The 15,959-nt window shown below is 65.6% G+C and carries 15 protein-coding genes and 2 tRNA genes; 11 read left to right on the top strand and 6 right to left on the bottom strand.

What is annotated here, in order from left to right; genetic code table 11:
• Positions 1-16: 16 nt before the first annotated feature.
• From BLT16_RS11775 to BLT16_RS11765, 3 genes are all read right to left on the bottom strand, one after another.
• Positions 17-93 (bottom strand) — tRNA-Asp (locus BLT16_RS11775).
• Between the two features lie 53 nt (positions 94-146).
• Positions 147-222 (bottom strand) — tRNA-Val (locus BLT16_RS11770).
• A gap of 99 nt (positions 223-321) precedes the next feature.
• Positions 322-1,035, bottom strand: a complete 714-nt coding sequence (locus tag BLT16_RS11765; RefSeq protein WP_245701629.1) for an alpha/beta family hydrolase — start codon at positions 1,033-1,035, stop codon at positions 322-324.
• A gap of 182 nt (positions 1,036-1,217) precedes the next feature.
• Here BLT16_RS11765 and ccoN point away from each other — a divergent pair, with 182 nt between their 5' ends.
• From ccoN to fnr, 11 genes are all read left to right on the top strand, one after another.
• Complete coding sequence (gene ccoN / locus BLT16_RS11760; RefSeq protein ID WP_089658707.1) at positions 1,218-2,642, top strand: cytochrome-c oxidase, cbb3-type subunit I; 1,425 nt, start codon at positions 1,218-1,220, stop codon at positions 2,640-2,642.
• Between the two features lie 22 nt (positions 2,643-2,664).
• Entirely contained in the window at positions 2,665-3,273 is a 609-nt protein-coding gene (gene ccoO, locus BLT16_RS11755) for a cytochrome-c oxidase, cbb3-type subunit II (RefSeq protein ID WP_089658706.1), read from the top strand.
• 2 nt (positions 3,274-3,275) lie between these two features.
• Positions 3,276-3,503 (top strand): cbb3-type cytochrome oxidase subunit 3, encoded by a 228-nt coding sequence (locus BLT16_RS11750; protein ID WP_089658705.1) that lies wholly within the window; start codon positions 3,276-3,278, stop codon positions 3,501-3,503.
• Complete coding sequence (ccoP, locus tag BLT16_RS11745; RefSeq protein ID WP_089658704.1) at positions 3,500-4,435, top strand: cytochrome-c oxidase, cbb3-type subunit III; 936 nt, start codon at positions 3,500-3,502, stop codon at positions 4,433-4,435. The genes BLT16_RS11750 and ccoP overlap by 4 nt, the downstream gene beginning before the upstream one ends.
• 157 nt (positions 4,436-4,592) lie before the next feature.
• Positions 4,593-6,026 carry a cytochrome c oxidase accessory protein CcoG gene (ccoG, locus tag BLT16_RS11740; protein ID WP_245701617.1) on the top strand — a complete coding sequence of 478 codons (1,434 nt, stop codon included), beginning with the start codon at positions 4,593-4,595 and terminating at the stop codon, positions 6,024-6,026.
• A 2-nt stretch (positions 6,027-6,028) separates the two neighbouring features.
• Positions 6,029-6,538 (top strand): FixH family protein, encoded by a 510-nt coding sequence (locus tag BLT16_RS11735; protein ID WP_089658703.1) that lies wholly within the window; start codon positions 6,029-6,031, stop codon positions 6,536-6,538.
• A 7-nt stretch (positions 6,539-6,545) separates the two neighbouring features.
• Positions 6,546-9,008 carry a heavy metal translocating P-type ATPase gene (locus tag BLT16_RS11730; RefSeq protein WP_089658702.1) on the top strand — a complete coding sequence of 821 codons (2,463 nt, stop codon included), beginning with the start codon at positions 6,546-6,548 and terminating at the stop codon, positions 9,006-9,008.
• Positions 9,005-9,241 carry a cbb3-type cytochrome oxidase assembly protein CcoS gene (ccoS, locus tag BLT16_RS11725; protein WP_089658701.1) on the top strand — a complete coding sequence of 79 codons (237 nt, stop codon included), beginning with the start codon at positions 9,005-9,007 and terminating at the stop codon, positions 9,239-9,241. Before BLT16_RS11730 ends, ccoS begins: the two co-directional genes overlap by 4 nt.
• On the top strand, positions 9,241-9,942 hold the full coding sequence (locus BLT16_RS11720; protein WP_089658700.1) for a sulfite exporter TauE/SafE family protein: 702 nt from the start codon (positions 9,241-9,243) through the stop codon (positions 9,940-9,942). The genes ccoS and BLT16_RS11720 overlap by 1 nt, the downstream gene beginning before the upstream one ends.
• An 85-nt stretch (positions 9,943-10,027) precedes the next feature.
• A complete protein-coding gene (gene hemN, locus BLT16_RS11715; protein ID WP_089658699.1) occupies positions 10,028-11,443 on the top strand; it encodes an oxygen-independent coproporphyrinogen III oxidase in 1,416 nt (471 codons plus the stop codon).
• 77 nt (positions 11,444-11,520) lie between these two features.
• The gene (fnr, locus tag BLT16_RS11710) at positions 11,521-12,264 is read left to right on the top strand and encodes a fumarate/nitrate reduction transcriptional regulator Fnr (RefSeq protein WP_089658698.1); all 744 of its coding nucleotides are present in this window, start codon (positions 11,521-11,523) and stop codon (positions 12,262-12,264) included.
• Positions 12,265-12,354: 90 nt separating this feature from the next.
• Here fnr and ttcA read toward each other — a convergent pair whose 3' ends face one another.
• Genes ttcA through BLT16_RS11695 form a run of 3 tightly spaced genes read right to left on the bottom strand, consistent with a single transcriptional unit; the run spans position 12,355 to position 15,767 of the window.
• Complete coding sequence (gene ttcA, locus BLT16_RS11705) at positions 12,355-13,236, bottom strand: tRNA 2-thiocytidine(32) synthetase TtcA (RefSeq protein WP_089658697.1); 882 nt, start codon at positions 13,234-13,236, stop codon at positions 12,355-12,357.
• A gap of 57 nt (positions 13,237-13,293) precedes the next feature.
• Complete coding sequence (locus BLT16_RS11700; RefSeq protein ID WP_089658696.1) at positions 13,294-13,911, bottom strand: 3'-5' exonuclease; 618 nt, start codon at positions 13,909-13,911, stop codon at positions 13,294-13,296.
• 44 nt (positions 13,912-13,955) lie between these two features.
• Complete coding sequence (locus BLT16_RS11695) at positions 13,956-15,767, bottom strand: putative nucleotidyltransferase substrate binding domain-containing protein (protein ID WP_089658695.1); 1,812 nt, start codon at positions 15,765-15,767, stop codon at positions 13,956-13,958.
• Positions 15,768-15,959 lie beyond the last annotated feature (192 nt).

Raw genomic sequence — 15,959 nt, 5'->3', positions numbered from 1 at the left:
CTGCCGGGCGGAAAAGTGGCGGACCGGACGGGACTCGAACCCGCGACCTCCGGCGTGACAGGCCGGCATTCTAACCAACTGAACTACCGGTCCGCTGTATTTCCTACGCATCCGACCCTGCTGTCTCAGGCACCATCGCTATCTGATGGTGGGTGGTACTGGGTTCGAACCAGTGACCCCCAGCTTGTAAGGCTGGTGCTCTCCCAACTGAGCTAACCACCCCTCGGTACGTGGCGACGCATTCTACAGTGCAGCGGTGCGATGTCAACGCTTTTTGTATCCTGCAATGCGCATCAAGGCAGCCACGCTTTCGGTTAGCTTTCATCGACTTGCCCGCATGGCCTCAGCGATCGTCTCGGCCGCTTCATCGATCAGCGAGGCCTGAGTCCGGCCCGACATCTTGCGCGGTTTCCAGTCGTGCTCGCCGTCTTCGAGAAAGTGCAGCTGGGTCTGACTTGGCAAGCGATACCCGGTGACCTCTTCGCGGGTGCCGAACGGATCGCGAGTGCCCTGCAGCACCAGGATCGGGCAGGCCAGCAGTGGCCAGTGCGAGAGGCGCGTCGTGTCAGGCTTGCCCGGCGGATGAAAGGGGTAGCCACATAGCACCAGTCCGGGCGCCTCGTCGCGAGCCGCCAGCAGGCTTGCCGCTCGCCCCCCCATCGACTTGCCTCCCAGCCAGGGCGTAGGCAGCGAATTATGTGACACGATGTCGCACCAGGCGGCCAGCTCATCGACCAGTTTATCGATTCGCGGGGGCGGGCGACGACGCCCTTCCAGGCGCATTGTGCGCATGTAATCGAACTCCACGCCGAGCGCCTGAACGCCGTGCCTGGCGAGCGCCTCGCGCAAGCGTTGCATGAACGTGGAATCCTGCCCAGCGCCTGCACCGTGGGCCAGTATGACCCGCCCCAGATGCACCTCCCCGGTCACCTCCAGACGCCCGTGAGCCACCACGTCGAGGGTGCCCTGGCGGCCTTCGAGGAGCCACTCCGCCACCTGCTTTGGCACCACTCCCACCTCGTTACCTCCCTGCATGCGCGTCACGTTATTCTCCTGATAGGGTCTACGCTTAAGCGTGGATTGGATGTTCAGCTTAGGCGGCGGCTGCGCTAGAATCGCCACCCGATATCTTGATCTGCATCATCATGCGGGCGGTCGCGCCCGGGCACACTAGTGCCCGGGACGTCTCCCCCACACGCGTTCGATGGGAACCTGACATGAGCACAGCATTTGAACACCCGACCTACAACTACAAGGTAGTTCGGCAGTTCGCGATCATGACGGTGGTCTGGGGCATCGTTGGCATGGCCATCGGTGTCATCCTGGCCGCGCAGCTGGTCTGGCCGCAACTGAACCTTGGGCTGCCGTGGACGAGCTTCGGCCGCCTACGCCCGCTGCACACCAACGCCGTCATCTTCGCCTTCGGCGGCTCGGCGCTGTTCGCCACCTCCTACTACGTGGTCCAGCGCACCTGTCAAACGCGTCTGATCTCAGACAAGCTCGCGGCCTTCACGTTCTGGGGCTGGCAGGCGGTGATCGTCGCTGCGGTGATCACCCTGCCGATGGGCTTCACCACCTCCAAGGAGTATGCCGAGCTGGAGTGGCCGATCAACATCCTGCTGGCCGTGGTATGGGTCACCTATGCCATCGTCTTCCTGGGCACGATCAAGATACGCAAGACGCCGCATATCTATGTCGCCAACTGGTTCTTTGCCGCCTTCATCCTCACCGTCGCGGTGCTGCACATCGTCAACAATGCGGCGATCCCCGTCACCATGATGAAGTCGTACTCGATCTACGCCGGCGCCATCGACGCCATGGTGCAGTGGTGGTACGGCCACAACGCGGTCGGGTTCTTCCTCACCGCCGGCTTCCTGGGCATGATGTACTACTTCGTGCCCAAGCAGGCCGAGCGTCCGGTCTACTCCTACCGCCTGTCGATCGTGCACTTCTGGGCGCTGATCATCATCTACATGTGGGCCGGCCCGCACCACCTGCACTACACCGCCCTGCCCGACTGGGCCCAGTCGCTTGGCATGATCATGTCGATCATCCTATTGGCACCCTCCTGGGGCGGCATGATCAACGGTATGATGACCCTCTCCGGGGCCTGGCACAAACTGCGCACCGACCCGACCCTGCGCTTCCTGGTGGTGGCCCTGTCGTTCTACGGCATGTCGACCTTCGAAGGGCCGATGATGGCCATCAAGACCGTCAACGCGCTGTCGCACTACACCGACTGGACCATCGGCCACGTGCACTCCGGGGCGCTCGGCTGGGTGGCGATGATCACCATCGGCTCGATCTACCACCTGCTGCCGCGTCTCTACGGCCAGACCGATATGTATTCGGTCAAGCTGATCGCCGTGCACTTCTGGCTGTCGACCATCGGTACCGTGCTGTACATCGCCGCGATGTGGGTCAACGGTATCCTGCAAGGCCTGATGTGGCGGGCCGTGAACCCGGACGGCACCCTGATGTACACCTTTATCGAATCGGTAGAGGCCAGTGGCCCCGGCTACATCGTGCGCTGGATCGGCGGCCTGTTCTGGATCACCGGCATGCTGCTGATGGCCCTGAACACCTACATGACCATCAAGCGTAGCACCGCTGCCCAGCAGCCGCTGCCGCAGACCGCCTGAGCAACCCGGGGAAGTCGTTAGCATGAAACACGAGATTGTCGAAAAGAACGTCGGCCTGCTCTCCGTGCTGATCCTCGTGGTGATCAGCTTTGGCGGCCTGGCCGAGGTCGTGCCGCTGTTCTTCCAGGAGGAGACCACGGAGCCTGTCGAGGGCCTCGAGCCGCTCTCGGCGCTGGAGCTCGAGGGGCGCGATATCTATATCCGCGAGGGCTGCGTCGGCTGCCACTCGCAGATGATTCGCCCGTTCCGCGCCGAGACCGAGCGCTACGGGCACTACAGCGTGGCCGGCGAATTCATCTACGAGCACAACTTCCTGTGGGGCTCCAAGCGCACCGGTCCGGATCTGGCCCGCGTCGGCGGCCGCTATAGCGACGACTGGCACCGTGCCCACATGTACAACCCCCGCGACGTAGTGCCCGAGTCGATCATGCCGGCCTATCCGTGGCTGTTCGAGCGCACCCTCGACGGCGAGAGCACGCCGCGCAAGATGCGGGTGCTGCGCAGCATGGGCGTGCCCTATACCGATGAGGACATCGAGAACGCCACCGCCGAAGTGCGCGGCCAGCAGGAGATCACCGCGCTAGTGGCCTATCTGCAGCAACTTGGCACCGTGCTTGAGGGCACCCGTTGATCATGGATACCGGAACCTTTCGCGGCATCATCACCTTCCTGGTGCTGGTTTCCTTTCTCGGCATCACCTGGTGGGCCTACTCGAAGCGCCGCAAGCCGGACTTCGACGAGGCCGCTAACCTGCCGTTCGCCGATGACGATGAGCGGCCGCAAGACGCCAGCGCTGCGGCCCGCGAGCCTGACACTCGCGACGCTGAATCCCGCACCGACAAGGGAGACAAGAACACATGAGCAATCTTTGGGATGACTCCCTCTCCGGCTTCTGGAGCGCCTGGATCATCGTCATCACGCTGGGCACCATCGCCTTCAGCGCCTGGATCCTGTTCGCCAACCGGCGCACCGACAAGGTGCCGGACGCCGAGGGCAACGTCGGTACCACTGGCCACGCCGCCGATGGTATCGAGGAGTACGACAATCCGCTGCCGCGCTGGTGGTTCATGCTGTTCATCGGCACCATCATCTTCTCGCTGGGCTATCTGGCACTCTACCCTGGCCTTGGCAACTTCCGTGGCATTCTCGGCTGGACGCAAGTCGGCCAGTGGGAAGACGAAGTCGCCCGCGCCGAGGAGCGCTACATGCCGATCTTCGCCCAGTACAACGAGATCGAGATTCCCGAGCTGGCGCGGGACGCCGAGGCAATGCGCGTCGCCGAGCGCATCTATCAGAACAACTGCGCGGTGTGCCACGGCGCCAACGCCCAGGGCGGCTACGGCTTTCCCAACCTGACCGACGGTGACTGGCTGTACGGCGGCGAGCCGGACGATATCGTCACCACCCTGGTACGCGGCCGTAACGGCCTGATGCCGTCGTGGCAGCAGCTGGGGGCCAACAATATCGAGAACGTCACCCAGTACGTGCTGGCGCTCTCCAACCTCGAACACGACGAACAGCGCGCCAGCCAGGGGCAACCGATCTATGCCGCCTCCTGTGCCGCCTGCCACGGCGGCGAAGGCCTGGGTAATCAGGCCCTGGGCGCACCTAACCTGACCAATGACATCTGGCTCTATCAGGCGCCGGGGCAGAGCGTCGCCGACTCGGTGCGTCAGACGCTGCGCAACGGCCGTAACGGCCATATGCCGGCCCAGGCCGCCTATATTGGCGAAGAGCGCGTGCACCTGGTAGCCGCCTACGTCTACAGCCTCAATCTCGACGACGAGGAGTGATCCGCGGCTGGCACCGTCCGGTGCCAGCGGTAAGCAGTCCGGCAGGTGCGACACGCGGGTGCGGCCCGCGGTCGCACTACCAGCATCGCCCCACCGCTGACGGTTACAATCTGTCTCTCCTCCTGTTTCAGCGCCCCGTGCGCACGGTGACATCGCCATGCCTGAGCGGATTCCCAGCCGAGACGTCACGCCCGATCCGGTGGTCGGCCAGCACCCGCCTACCAGTGTGCAGCAGAACATGTATGCCAGCCGGCGACATATCTACGTGCGCGAGATCAAGGGGCTGTTCCAGCGTCTGCGGCGCAGCGCCAACTGGGCGCTGATGCTGCTGTTCTTCGGCATGCCCTGGGTCACCTGGGGCAGCCGTCCGGCAGTCTGGTTCGACCTGCCGTCGCGGGAGTTCCACATCCTCGGCGGCACCTTCTACCCCCAGGAGTTCATCCTGCTGTCGTGGCTGCTGATCATCTGCGCCTTCGGACTGTTCCTGATCACGGTGTTCGCCGGCCGGGTATGGTGCGGCTACACCTGCCCGCAGAGCGTCTGGACCTTTCTGTATATCTGGGTCGAACATCGCCTGGAGGGCGCTCGCAATCGCCGCATCAAGCTCGACCAGCAATCGATGAGCCTCGACAAGGCCTGGCGCAAGACCGCCAAGCACAGCGTCTGGCTGCTGATCGCGCTGGCCACCGGGGTGACCTTCGTCGGCTACTTCACACCGATCCGTGAGCTGGTGGTGGCGCTGCCGACCCTCGAGGCCCATGGCTGGTCCTACTTCTGGGTCGGCTTCTTCATGGTGTTCACCTACCTCAACGCCGGCTGGCTGCGCGAGCAGGTGTGCATCTACATGTGCCCCTATGCGCGCTTCCAGTCGGTGATGTTCGACCGCGACACCCTGGTCGTCTCCTACGACACCGACCGCGGCGAGCCGCGCGGCTCGCGCAAGCGCAATGCCGATCACAAGGCTCAAGGGCTCGGCGACTGCATCGACTGCGAGCTGTGCGTACAGGTCTGCCCTACCGGCATCGATATCCGCGACGGCCTGCAGTATGAATGCATCAGCTGTGCCGCCTGCATCGACGCCTGCGACAGCGTCATGGACCGCATGGGCTACCCGCGCGGGCTAGTACGCTACACTACTGAACGCGCTCTCGAAGGGGGCAAGACGCACATTCTGCGTCCGCGCCTGGTCGGCTATCTGGCAGCGCTGGTGGTCATGATGGGCATTTTCGTGTGGGCTCTCGGCGAGCGCGTGCCGCTCGAATTTGACCTCGAACGCGACCGCCATAGCCTTTATCAGCAGACCCGCGACGGGCGCATCAGCAACGTCTACACCCTCAACGTACGCAACCTGGATGATCGTGAACACACCTACCGCATTCACGCATCCGGCCCCGAAGGGCTGACGCTGGTCGGCAACGACACCCTGCGCATCGGCGCCAACAGCTCGCGGCTGATGGCAATCGAGCTGACCCTCGACCCCGAGCAGATCGACATGCCGAGCAAGCCCATCGAGATTCGCCTGGTGTCGGAGACCGACGCCAGCATCAGTCAGACGCGTGAATCGCGCTTTATTGGACAGATCAGGAGATAGTCTTGAGCACCGCCCCCGTCACCCCCTGGTACAAGCAGTTCTGGCCATGGCTGCTGCTCGGCCTGCTGTTTACCTCGATCACCGCCAGCTCGACCCTGGCGGTGTTGGCGATACGCTCCGCCGACGGCATGGTCCAGGAGGACTACTACGAGCACGGTCGCGCCATCAACATGATTCTCGCCAAGCAGCAGCGTGCCGCCGAGCTCGAACTTGCCGGCGACCTGCGCATCGACGACCAGACCGGCGATATCACCCTCGACCTGGCCGGCGACGACCGCCCCGAACGGCTGATCCTCAAGCTGCTGTTCCCGACCCGCGACGACCGCGACCAGTCCTTTACCCTCGAGCACGTGCGCGACGGCCGCTATGTCGGCCAGGCCGAGGAGCGGCTCGCCTACCGCTGGTACCTGCAGCTGCAGCCGGATCACGACACACCAGAGTGGCGCCTGAACGGTGAAGCGACCTTCCCGCTCGACGACACCGCCTCGCTGGCCCCAGGCGGGGCCGGTTGAGCCGCTGATGAGCGACACCCTCGCCGTCGAGACACCCAGCAGTTGCTACCACTGCGGTAGTGAGGTGCCCGTGGGCGCTCCCTGGCAGATCCGCCTCGATGAGCACCACCATCCGCTGTGCTGTCCGGGCTGTGAGGCAGTAGCTCACGCCATCGTCGATGGCGGCCTTGCCAGTTACTACCGCTTCCGCACCGAGCTGCCCGAGCGACCCGACGATCGCCAGGCGGCCAAGGCCGAGACCTGGGCGGTGTTCGACGATCCCGGCCTGCAGCACCAGTTCGTGCACCCCGACGGTGACGACGTGGCCGCTACCCTGGCGGTGGACGGCATCACCTGCGCCGCCTGCGCGTGGCTGATCGAGCATCGCCTCAACGCCCTCGACGGCATCACTGCCAGCGCCGTCAACCTCACTCATCACCGCGTGCGGGTCAGCTGGGATCCGACGCGGGTGTCGCTGTCGCGGATCCTCGCCGAGATGGCCGCCATCGGCTATAGCGCCCAGCCCTACGAGCCAGACGCCGCCCAGGCGCGCCTTCAGCACGAGGAGCGCATGAACGTGCGCCGCCTGATCGTCGCCGCGGTCGGCATGATGCAGGTGATGATGTTTTCGGTGCCGATCTACGTCGCCGAGCCGGGTCAGATCAGCGCCGACTTGCATGCCCTGTTCCACTGGCTCTCCTTCGCCCTGACCACCCCGGTGGTGCTGTTCTCGGCGCAGCCGTTCTTCCGCAATGCGCTGCGCGACCTGCGTACCCGTACCCTGGGCATGGACGTGCCGGTGTCGATCGCCATCGGCGGCGCCTACCTGGCCAGCGGCTATGCGGTGATCTTCGACGTAGGCGACGTCTACTTCGACTCGGTGGCGATGTTCACCTGTTTCCTGCTGTTCGGCCGCTACGTCGAGGCCCGTGCACGGCGCCGCAGCGGCCACAGCGGCAACGCCATGTCCGGCGCCCTGCCACTCTCGGCCATCCGCCTTACCGCAGAGGGCGAAGAGCGCATCCTGCCTGCCAACCAGCTCAGTGCCGGCGACCGTGTGCTGGTCAAGCCCGGCCATAGCGTGCCCGCCGACGGTATCATCGAAGTCGGCGAGTCGAGCCTCGACGAGTCGATGCTCAGCGGCGAGTACCTGCCGGTCACTCGCGGCGTCGGCGACAGCGTCACCGGCGGCAGCCAGAACGTCGAGAGCCCGCTCACCGTGCGCGTGACCCACGCCGGACGCGAGGCACGGGTGGCCAGTATCGTCGACCTCACCGATCGCGCCTTCACCAGCCGGCCCAAGATCGCCGAGGCCGCGGCGCGCATGGCCCACCTGTTCGTGCTGCGACTGCTGGTGGTGGTGGTCGGCGTGGCCGCGGTGTGGTGGTTTATCGACCCGTCGCGGGTGCTGTGGGTGACCCTCTCGGTGCTGGTGGTGACCTGCCCCTGCGCGCTGGCCCTGGCCACCCCCACCGCCCTCACCGCCGGCCACGGCCAGCTGCGCCGGCGCGGCGTGCTGGTGACCCGCGCCCACGCCATCGAGGGGCTGTCCCAGGCGACCCGGGTGATCTTCGACAAGACCGGCACCCTGACCCGCGGCGAAATGCAGCTGGTCGATACCCGCCCGCTGACCGAGCAGTTCGATGCCGAGCGACTGCGCCAGCTGGCCGCGGCCCTGGAGGCCCACTCCGAGCACCCCATCGCCCGCGCCTTCCGCCCCCATCGGCTCTCCACCCTGCGTGCCGGCGAGGTGGTCAGCCGCCCCGGGCTGGGTCTCGAGGGCGACATCGACGGCCAGCGTTACCGTCTCGGCAAGCCGAACTTCGCAGCACCCGGGCACGACCTCCCCCCTCCCAGCGACGGCCAGTGGCTACTGCTTGCCGCCGACGACGAACCGCTGGCCTGGTTCGGCCTGCGCGACCACCTGCGCGAGGACGCCGCTGCCACCATCGCCGGGCTCAAGGCCCAGGGGCTGGCGGTGAGCCTGCTGTCGGGGGATACCCCGGCGTCGGTGGCGGCACTTGCCGCCCAGCTCGGCATCGACGACTGGCAGGCCGGCGCCAGCCCGGAGGAAAAGCTCGCGCATATCGAGGCGCGCCAGGCCGCCGGCGAGCAGGTCATCATGGTCGGCGACGGCATCAACGACGTGCCGGTACTGGCCGGCGCCGACGTCTCGATCGCCATGAACGGCGCCACCGACCTGGCACGCACCAGCGCCGATGCCGTCTTGCTCAGCCCGCGGCTGGGGCGTATCGTCGAGGCCATCGAGCTGACCCGCGCCACCCGGCGCATCATCCGCCAGAACCTGATCTGGTCGGTGTGCTATAACGCCACGGCGCTGCCGATTGCCGCCCTCGGCGTGGTGCCGCCCTGGGTCGCCGCCCTGGGCATGTCGGCCAGTTCGCTGGTGGTGGTCGGCAACGCCCTGCGCCTGACCCGCATGCAAGCGTCTAACCCTGCGCTCCCCGCGCCACATCCGGAGCCCGCATGACGATTCTCTACCTGCTGATTCCGCTGACCCTGATCCTGCTGGCCCTGGCCGTGTGGGCCTTCTTTTGGGCGGTGCGCAATGATCAGTTCGAGGACCTCGAAGGCCCCGCCCATCGCATCCTGTTCGACGAGGACGAGAACGACCTCACTCCCGAGGAGCGCCAGCGCCGCCGCGATCAGGCCGCCGCCCGAGAGGCGTCGTCCAAGCAAGACGACGACACCAGACAGCGCTGATGGACCCTACCGGCCTCGACCTCCCACCGCTGGCCGCCGCCTTCGTGTTCGGCCTGCTCGGTGGTGCCCATTGCATCGGCATGTGCGGCGGCATCATGAGCGCGTTGACCTTCGCCGTGCCGCCCAGCATGCGCCACCCGGCACGTCTTACCGGCTTGCTGCTGGGCTACAATCTGGGCCGCATCGCCAGCTATATGGTCGCCGGCGCGCTGGTCGCCGGGCTCGGCACCCTGATTGGAGGCCTGGCCGGCGGAGTACGCCTGGTGTTCCAGGTGCTGGCGGCGATCATGCTGATCCTGATGGCACTCTACATCGCTAACTGGTGGAAGGGCCTGCTCGCCGTCGAGCGGCTGGGCCGGCGCCTGTGGCGCCATATCGAGCCCTACGGCCGTCGCCTGATGCCGGTGGTCAAGATCCCCCAGGCGGTGGCGCTGGGCGCGGTGTGGGGCTGGCTGCCGTGTGGGCTGGTCTACTCGATGCTGGCCTGGAGCCTGACCCTGGCAAGCCCGCTGCAGGGCGCGGCGCTGATGGCCGCCTTCGGGCTCGGCACCCTGCCCGCGGTGCTGTCCACCGGATTCGCCGCCCACAGCCTGGCACGGCTGATCCGCCACTCCGCCACCCGCGCGCTAGCCGCGCTAAGTATCATTGCCTTCGCGCTATGGCAGCTATGGCGGCTGTTGCCCGGCGCCACCGGCCACTAAATCCGCCACGACTTGACCCAACGCAAGATAGCCGCGCCGCGCCGGCGCTAGCATGGGCGCAAGATCCTCGTCAGGAGTGCCCACCATGTCTTACGCCACGCCCATTGCGCCGCCCCAGCCGGCGGCCTCCTCTGCTTGGGACGAGGCGCTGATTCGCCGCTACGATGTCAGCGGGCCGCGCTACACCTCCTACCCCACCGCGCTGTCGTTTCACGACGGCGTCGGCGCCGAGGCGCTGGCCGAGGCGCTGTCGCGCAGCAACACCGGCGGCCGGCCGCTGTCGCTCTACGTGCACGTGCCGTTCTGCCGCAAGATCTGCTTCTACTGTGCCTGCAACAAGATCGCCACTAAGAACACTCGTCTCGCTGAGCCCTACCTGGCGCGGCTCGATCGCGAAATGGTACTCGCTGCGCGGCACCTGGATACCTCGCGGCCGGTCCAGCAGCTGCACTGGGGCGGTGGCACACCGACTTTCCTGACCCTCGACCAGATGGGCGACCTGGTCGACCGTCTGGATAGCCGCTTCGGCCTGAGCAACGACCCCCAGCGCGACTACGCCATCGAGATCGACCCCCGCGAAGCCAACATGCTGACCCTGCGCCACCTGCAGGCGCTGGGCTTCAACCGCATCAGCCTGGGGGTGCAGGATCTCGACCTGCGAGTGCAAAAGGCCATTAACCGCGTGCAACCTCGGGTGCTCACCGAAACCCTGGTCGACGAGGCACGGCGGCTGGGCTTTCGCTCGCTGAACATGGACCTGATCTACGGCCTGCCGCACCAGACCCGCGATAGCTTCGCCGCGACCCTCGAGCAGGTCATCGACATGGCCCCGGCACGGCTGTCGGTGTTCAACTACGCGCACATGCCGCAGCGCTTCGCGCCGCAGCGACGGATCAGCGAGGCCGACCTGCCTAGCGCCGAGGAGAAACTCGCCATCCTGCGCACCACCATCGACATGCTCGAGGCCGCCGGCTACGTGCATATCGGCATGGATCACTTCGCGCGCCCCGATGACAGCCTCGCCGTGGCCCAGCGTCGTGGCACCCTACAGCGCAACTTCCAGGGCTACTCCAGCCACGCCGACAGCGACCTGCTGGGCCTCGGGGTCTCGGCCATTTCACGGATCGACGACCTCTACGCCCAAAACCCCACCGACCTGGCCAGCTACGAGGCCGCGCTCGACGCCGGCCAGCTGGCAACCCAGCGGGGCGTGCGGCTGAGCCAGGACGACCTGTATCGCCGTTATGCCATCGAGCGCCTGATGTGCGACATGCGGCTCGACCTTGCAGCGCTCGGCGACCGCTTCGCAATCGATGCCGAACGCTACTTCGCCGACAGCCTGCGCCAGTTGGAGGGCGCTGAACGCGACGGTCTGATCATCCGTCGCGGCGCAACGCTGATCGCCACCCCGGTCGGCAAGCTGCTGATTCGCCACTTGGCAATGGCCTTCGACGCACATCTCACGCCGGGCCAGGGGCCACGCTACTCGAGGATTCTCTGAGCATGCCGGAAAGTATCCTTTGCCGAGACAGCGCGATCCGCCATACTAAGGGAGGTGCCACTACTCAGGAGGAGGTCATGCCAGCTCCCGCTACCGCCCCGCGAAGTGCACGCATGCACGAGACACGCTGCCAAACCTGCAGCCTGAGTTCACTGTGCCTGCCGCTGGCCCTGGAGCTCTCCGACGTCGACCAGTTCGACGCCATCATCCGCCGCCGCGCGCCGCTCAAGAAGGGTGAAGCACTGTTTCGTCAGGGTGAGACATTCACCAGCGTGTTCGCGGTACGCTCGGGCAGCCTCAAGCAGCTGGCCAGCGAAGGTAACGGCGAAGACCAGCTGACCAATTTCTACCTGCCCAGTGAGCTGGTCGGCCTCGACGCCATCGACGACGAGCAGTACCCCGGCACGGTCACTGCCCTCGAGACCACCACGGTGTGCGAGATCCCCTTCGACCGCCTGGACCATCTCTCCGAGCAGCTACCGGAGCTACGCGCCCAGCTGTTTCGCAGCATGAGCAAGGAGATGCGCGACGACCGCCGGATGATGCGCCTGCTGTCGCGCAAGACCGCCGACGAGCGCCTGGCCAGCTTCCTGATCGGACTATCGACTCGCTTCCGTCGCCGCGGCTACTCCGCTTACAGCTTCCGGCTGTCGATGTCCCGCGCCGATATCGGCAACTACCTGGGCCTGGCCGTGGAAACCGTCAGCCGCATCCTCGGCCGCTTCCAGCAGCAGCAGCTGGTGTCGGTGGCCGGCCGCGAGGTCAATATACTCGACCTGGCGGCACTCGAAGGCCTGGCCGAAGGCGACGGCTGCCTCTAGTCACGCTCAGCACCGCAACGACAGCGCCCCCGCCGAGTGATCGACGGGGGCGCTGCGCTTTTTCGGTTCAGCAACCGGGGTGACCGCGTGCTACCCCGCCCGGCTGGCCAGATCGAAAGCCTCGATGCGGTTGGCCTGGCGCTGCGCCTGCTTGTCTTCGAGGCCGGCGAAGTCGAACAGCTCGCGGTCGGCGAGCTGCGACGGCGCCACGTTGGTGACCGCCTTGAACATGGTCTCGAGCCGTCCGGGGTGCTTGGCTTCCCACTCGGCAAGCATCTCCTTGACCACCTGACGTTGCAAATTAGGCTGCGAGCCGCACAGGTTGCAGGGAATGATCGGAAACGCCATGCGTCGGGCGAACTCGGCGATATCCGCCTCGCGGCAGTAGGCCAGGGGGCGAATCACGATGTTCTTGCCGTCGTCGGAGAGCAGCTTGGGCGGCATCGCCTTGAGACTGCCACCGAAGAACATGTTGAGGAACAGCGTCTCGAGAATGTCCTCGCGATGGTGGCCCAGCGCCACCTTGGTGGCACCGATCTCCTCGGCGAAACCGTACAGCGAGCCGCGCCGCAGCCGCGAGCAGAGTGCGCAGGTGGTCTTGCCCTCCGGGGTTTTCTCCTTGACTACCGAGTAGGTGTCGCGCTCGAGGATGTGGTAGTCCACGCCCATGGCGTCGAGGTAGTCGGGCAGCACCTGCTCGGGAAAGCCGGGCTGCTTCTGGTCGAGGTTGACCGCCACCAGCGAGAAATCCACCGGCGCGCTGCGCTGAAGGCTGCGCAGGATCTCGAGCATGGTGTAGGAGTCCTTGCCGCCGGACAGACAGACCATCACCTTGTCGCCGTCGCGGATCATGTCGTAGTCGATGATCGCATTGCCCACCTGACGGCGCAGGCGCTTCTGCAGCTTGTTGAACTCACGCTTGTCGCGGGCGTCGCTGGCGCCCGCCGCCTGGGGGGAAACTATCTCGGACATGGTCGCAGCATCAGGGCCGGAAATGGCCGGCCATCTTACCATCGCCGCACGGCGGCGTCAGTCGCCGCGCATCGCACCCTTCTCCAGACGCAGGTACATCAGCGCCGCGGTCACGGCATCGCCCAGTGCGGTATGCCGGCCAATCACCGGCACGTCGAGGGCCTTGGCCACCGCTTCGAAGCGCAGGTTGGGCTCGATCTCGGGATGGACGCGCCGCAGGTCGCGCACATAGCGCTGCGACACTTCGATCAGCGCGTTGGGCAGGTCGAAACCGAAGCGCGGGCGCAGATGGCGGTTGATGATCGCCATGTCAAAGTCCAGACACCAGCCCATCAGCGGCCGGTTACCGATGAAGTCGAGCAGCTTGTCCAGCGCCGCCTCGACGCAGTCACCGCCCGCCAGGTCGATGCCGCGCAGACCATGGATACGAATCGAATCGCCGCTGAGACTGGCCGGGCGCTGCAGACGCAGGTCCAGCGACTCGCTGGTCAGCACCCGGCCATCGCGGACCTTGACCGCGGCGATCGAGACCAGCTCCGCAGTGCGGGTGTCGAGGCCGGTGGTCTCGCAGTCGATGGCCACCATCTCGTTGCCGGTGTAGGGGTGAAACAACCAGCCATACTCGCCCTCGGCATGACGTCGTCGGTCGCTGGCTCGGCGCAGGGCACGCAGCATGGTTACCTCCATGGCTCGGTTGTCGTTACAGGCCGAGGCGAGCCTCAGCTGTATTCCAGGTGAAAACGCTGTGACAGGCGCTGCTTGAAATCCTTGACCATATGCAGGGCTTCGCGCAGCAGATCGCGCTCCAACGATGACAGCTGCTGGACCACCACCCGATTGGCGTCCTCGCCCTCGCCGTCACGCTCGAGCTGCTGACGTAGCCTCAGCTCGGTAAACAGTGCCAGTGCCTCGCCGAGGTCCTCCGCGAAACTGGCCTCCAAGCGCCCGTCCTCGGCCAGCGCGTCGAGCCGATCGAGGGTCGAGGTGGCGCGAACCCCACGCTCCAGCGCCAGGGTGCGCACGCCGTGAACGATGGGGAAAATGCCACCCTTCTTGATGTCGATCCCATGCTGCGGCTTCTTCAGCGAGCCGAACAGCGTCAGCGGGGTGGAGAAACGCAGCGCGGTGCGCGCAAAATAGGAGAGCAGGATCTCATCGCGCCGGCAGCGCTCGAAGAGTTCGTCACGGACCTGATCCAGCAGCGCGGTCTGGCCCGCCACGGCGTGGGCATCGAGCATGATGGCGAGCTTCATCAGGCTGTCGCCGTCGCGACGTGCCGCCCAGCGTGCAATCCGCTCACGCCACTCGCTGACGCTGCCCACCCACTCGGGGTTGGAGACCATGATATTGCCCGGGCACGGCGGGTAGCCGAGGCGGATCAATATCTCGGTCACCTCACGCATCTGCGCCTCGCGCTCTGGCCAGTCGTGACCATCGGCCAGGATCAGGGCATTGTCCTGGTCGGTCTTGAGGATCTGCTCGCCGCGCCCTTCGCTGCCCATTACCACCAGGCAGCTGGCGTCTCGATGCGCCTCATCGATGGCAAAGCCCCACGCCTTGGCCATGATGCGGCCGTTGAGTGCCGCCAGCAGCCCCATGGCGAAACGCAGCTTGACGCCCTGAGCCATCAGCGCGCGCACCAGCTCTGGGGTGCGGGCACTGGCCCGGGCCAGTTCATCGAGGCTATCGGCCTGCTCGACCTGCAGGCTGACCACATAGCTGCGGCTGGAGAAGAAGCTCAACACATCGGTCAGCTCGACCACACCCACCGGCTTGCCGTCCTCGACTACCACCACCCGCGCTACCTCATGGCGCGTCATGCGCACCAGCGCCTCGAACAGATACTGCTCGGCGCTGGCCGTAACCAGTTCGAAATGCGCCACCTCGATGGCCGGACGCTCCTGGGTCAGGCCTTCGATGACCAGCGCGTTGAGCAGGTCGGTCTTGGTGACCATGCCGAAGCGCTCGCCGTCGCACACCAGCAGGCTGTCGGCATGACTGGCATTGAGGGTGCTCACCGCATCGAAGATGCTGGTGGCTTGGTCGACGACCAGCGGCTCGCGCATGCACTCGCCGATACGGGCCAGCATGAAGCCGGCCATGGTCACTCCGCCCTCAGCGCGGCGTTCGGTCAGCAGGCGCGCCTTGTGAGTCAGGCTCTGGCGAAAGAACTCGGCAAAGGCTGGATAGTCGTCGCAAAGCCGCTGAAACAACGCCTTGGGTAGCAGATAACAGAGGCTCTCCTGCTCGGCCTGGAAACGGTAGCGACTCTTGCCATTGAGAATGCTGATCGCCCCAAACAGATCGCCAGCCGTATAGTGGCCGATCCGTGATGCCGCTGCCGGCATGGTCGGGTCGAGCTCGGCCACCTCTCCCTTGTGAATCATGAACACGAATTCGCCGGACTGTCCGGCATCGAGAATGACCTCCTGGCTGTCGAAATAGGCCAAGTCGACACCACCGCGCACGCGATTACGCCCGGCATCATCGAGCAACGTGAAAGGCGGTTGGGAAAGATCGACATCGACCATGGTAGCAGCCTCGAAGACGCGTAAGACTTTCCGCTCGTATACTTTCGGTTAACCCTGCCGCACTGACTCTTTTTTATGCCTCAAGCGTAACAAAGTCGTCGTCCCCCCTGACAGCTAGACTATCGTTCAACAGCCCTCCCTACATTCGGCGACCCACCTTCCTTAGCGAGCTATACCATCGTCCTATACATC

Source organism: Franzmannia pantelleriensis (assembly GCF_900102875.1).
GTDB lineage: Bacteria > Pseudomonadota > Gammaproteobacteria > Pseudomonadales > Halomonadaceae > Franzmannia > Franzmannia pantelleriensis.
This window is presented reverse-complemented; position numbering and strand designations above follow the sequence as displayed.

Bases quoted from the DNA above. Each gene is read 5' to 3' on its own strand.
- ccoG (WP_245701617.1), top strand. From the start codon at position 4,593: ATGCCTGAGCGGATTCCCAGCCGAGACGTCACGCCCGATCCGGTGGTC.
- BLT16_RS11750 (WP_089658705.1), top strand. From the start codon at position 3,276: ATGGATACCGGAACCTTTCGCGGCATCATCACCTTCCTGGTGCTGGTT.
- fnr (WP_089658698.1), top strand. From the start codon at position 11,521: ATGCCAGCTCCCGCTACCGCCCCGCGAAGTGCACGCATGCACGAGACA.
- BLT16_RS11695 (WP_089658695.1), bottom strand. From the start codon at position 15,767: ATGGTCGATGTCGATCTTTCCCAACCGCCTTTCACGTTGCTCGATGAT.
- BLT16_RS11700 (WP_089658696.1), bottom strand. From the start codon at position 13,911: ATGCTGCGTGCCCTGCGCCGAGCCAGCGACCGACGACGTCATGCCGAG.
- BLT16_RS11765 (WP_245701629.1), bottom strand. From the start codon at position 1,035: ATGCAGGGAGGTAACGAGGTGGGAGTGGTGCCAAAGCAGGTGGCGGAG.
- BLT16_RS11720 (WP_089658700.1), top strand. From the start codon at position 9,241: ATGGACCCTACCGGCCTCGACCTCCCACCGCTGGCCGCCGCCTTCGTG.
- ccoO (WP_089658706.1), top strand. From the start codon at position 2,665: ATGAAACACGAGATTGTCGAAAAGAACGTCGGCCTGCTCTCCGTGCTG.
- ccoP (WP_089658704.1), top strand. From the start codon at position 3,500: ATGAGCAATCTTTGGGATGACTCCCTCTCCGGCTTCTGGAGCGCCTGG.
- ccoS (WP_089658701.1), top strand. From the start codon at position 9,005: ATGACGATTCTCTACCTGCTGATTCCGCTGACCCTGATCCTGCTGGCC.
- hemN (WP_089658699.1), top strand. From the start codon at position 10,028: ATGTCTTACGCCACGCCCATTGCGCCGCCCCAGCCGGCGGCCTCCTCT.
- ccoN (WP_089658707.1), top strand. From the start codon at position 1,218: ATGAGCACAGCATTTGAACACCCGACCTACAACTACAAGGTAGTTCGG.
- ttcA (WP_089658697.1), bottom strand. From the start codon at position 13,236: ATGTCCGAGATAGTTTCCCCCCAGGCGGCGGGCGCCAGCGACGCCCGC.
- BLT16_RS11730 (WP_089658702.1), top strand. From the start codon at position 6,546: ATGAGCGACACCCTCGCCGTCGAGACACCCAGCAGTTGCTACCACTGC.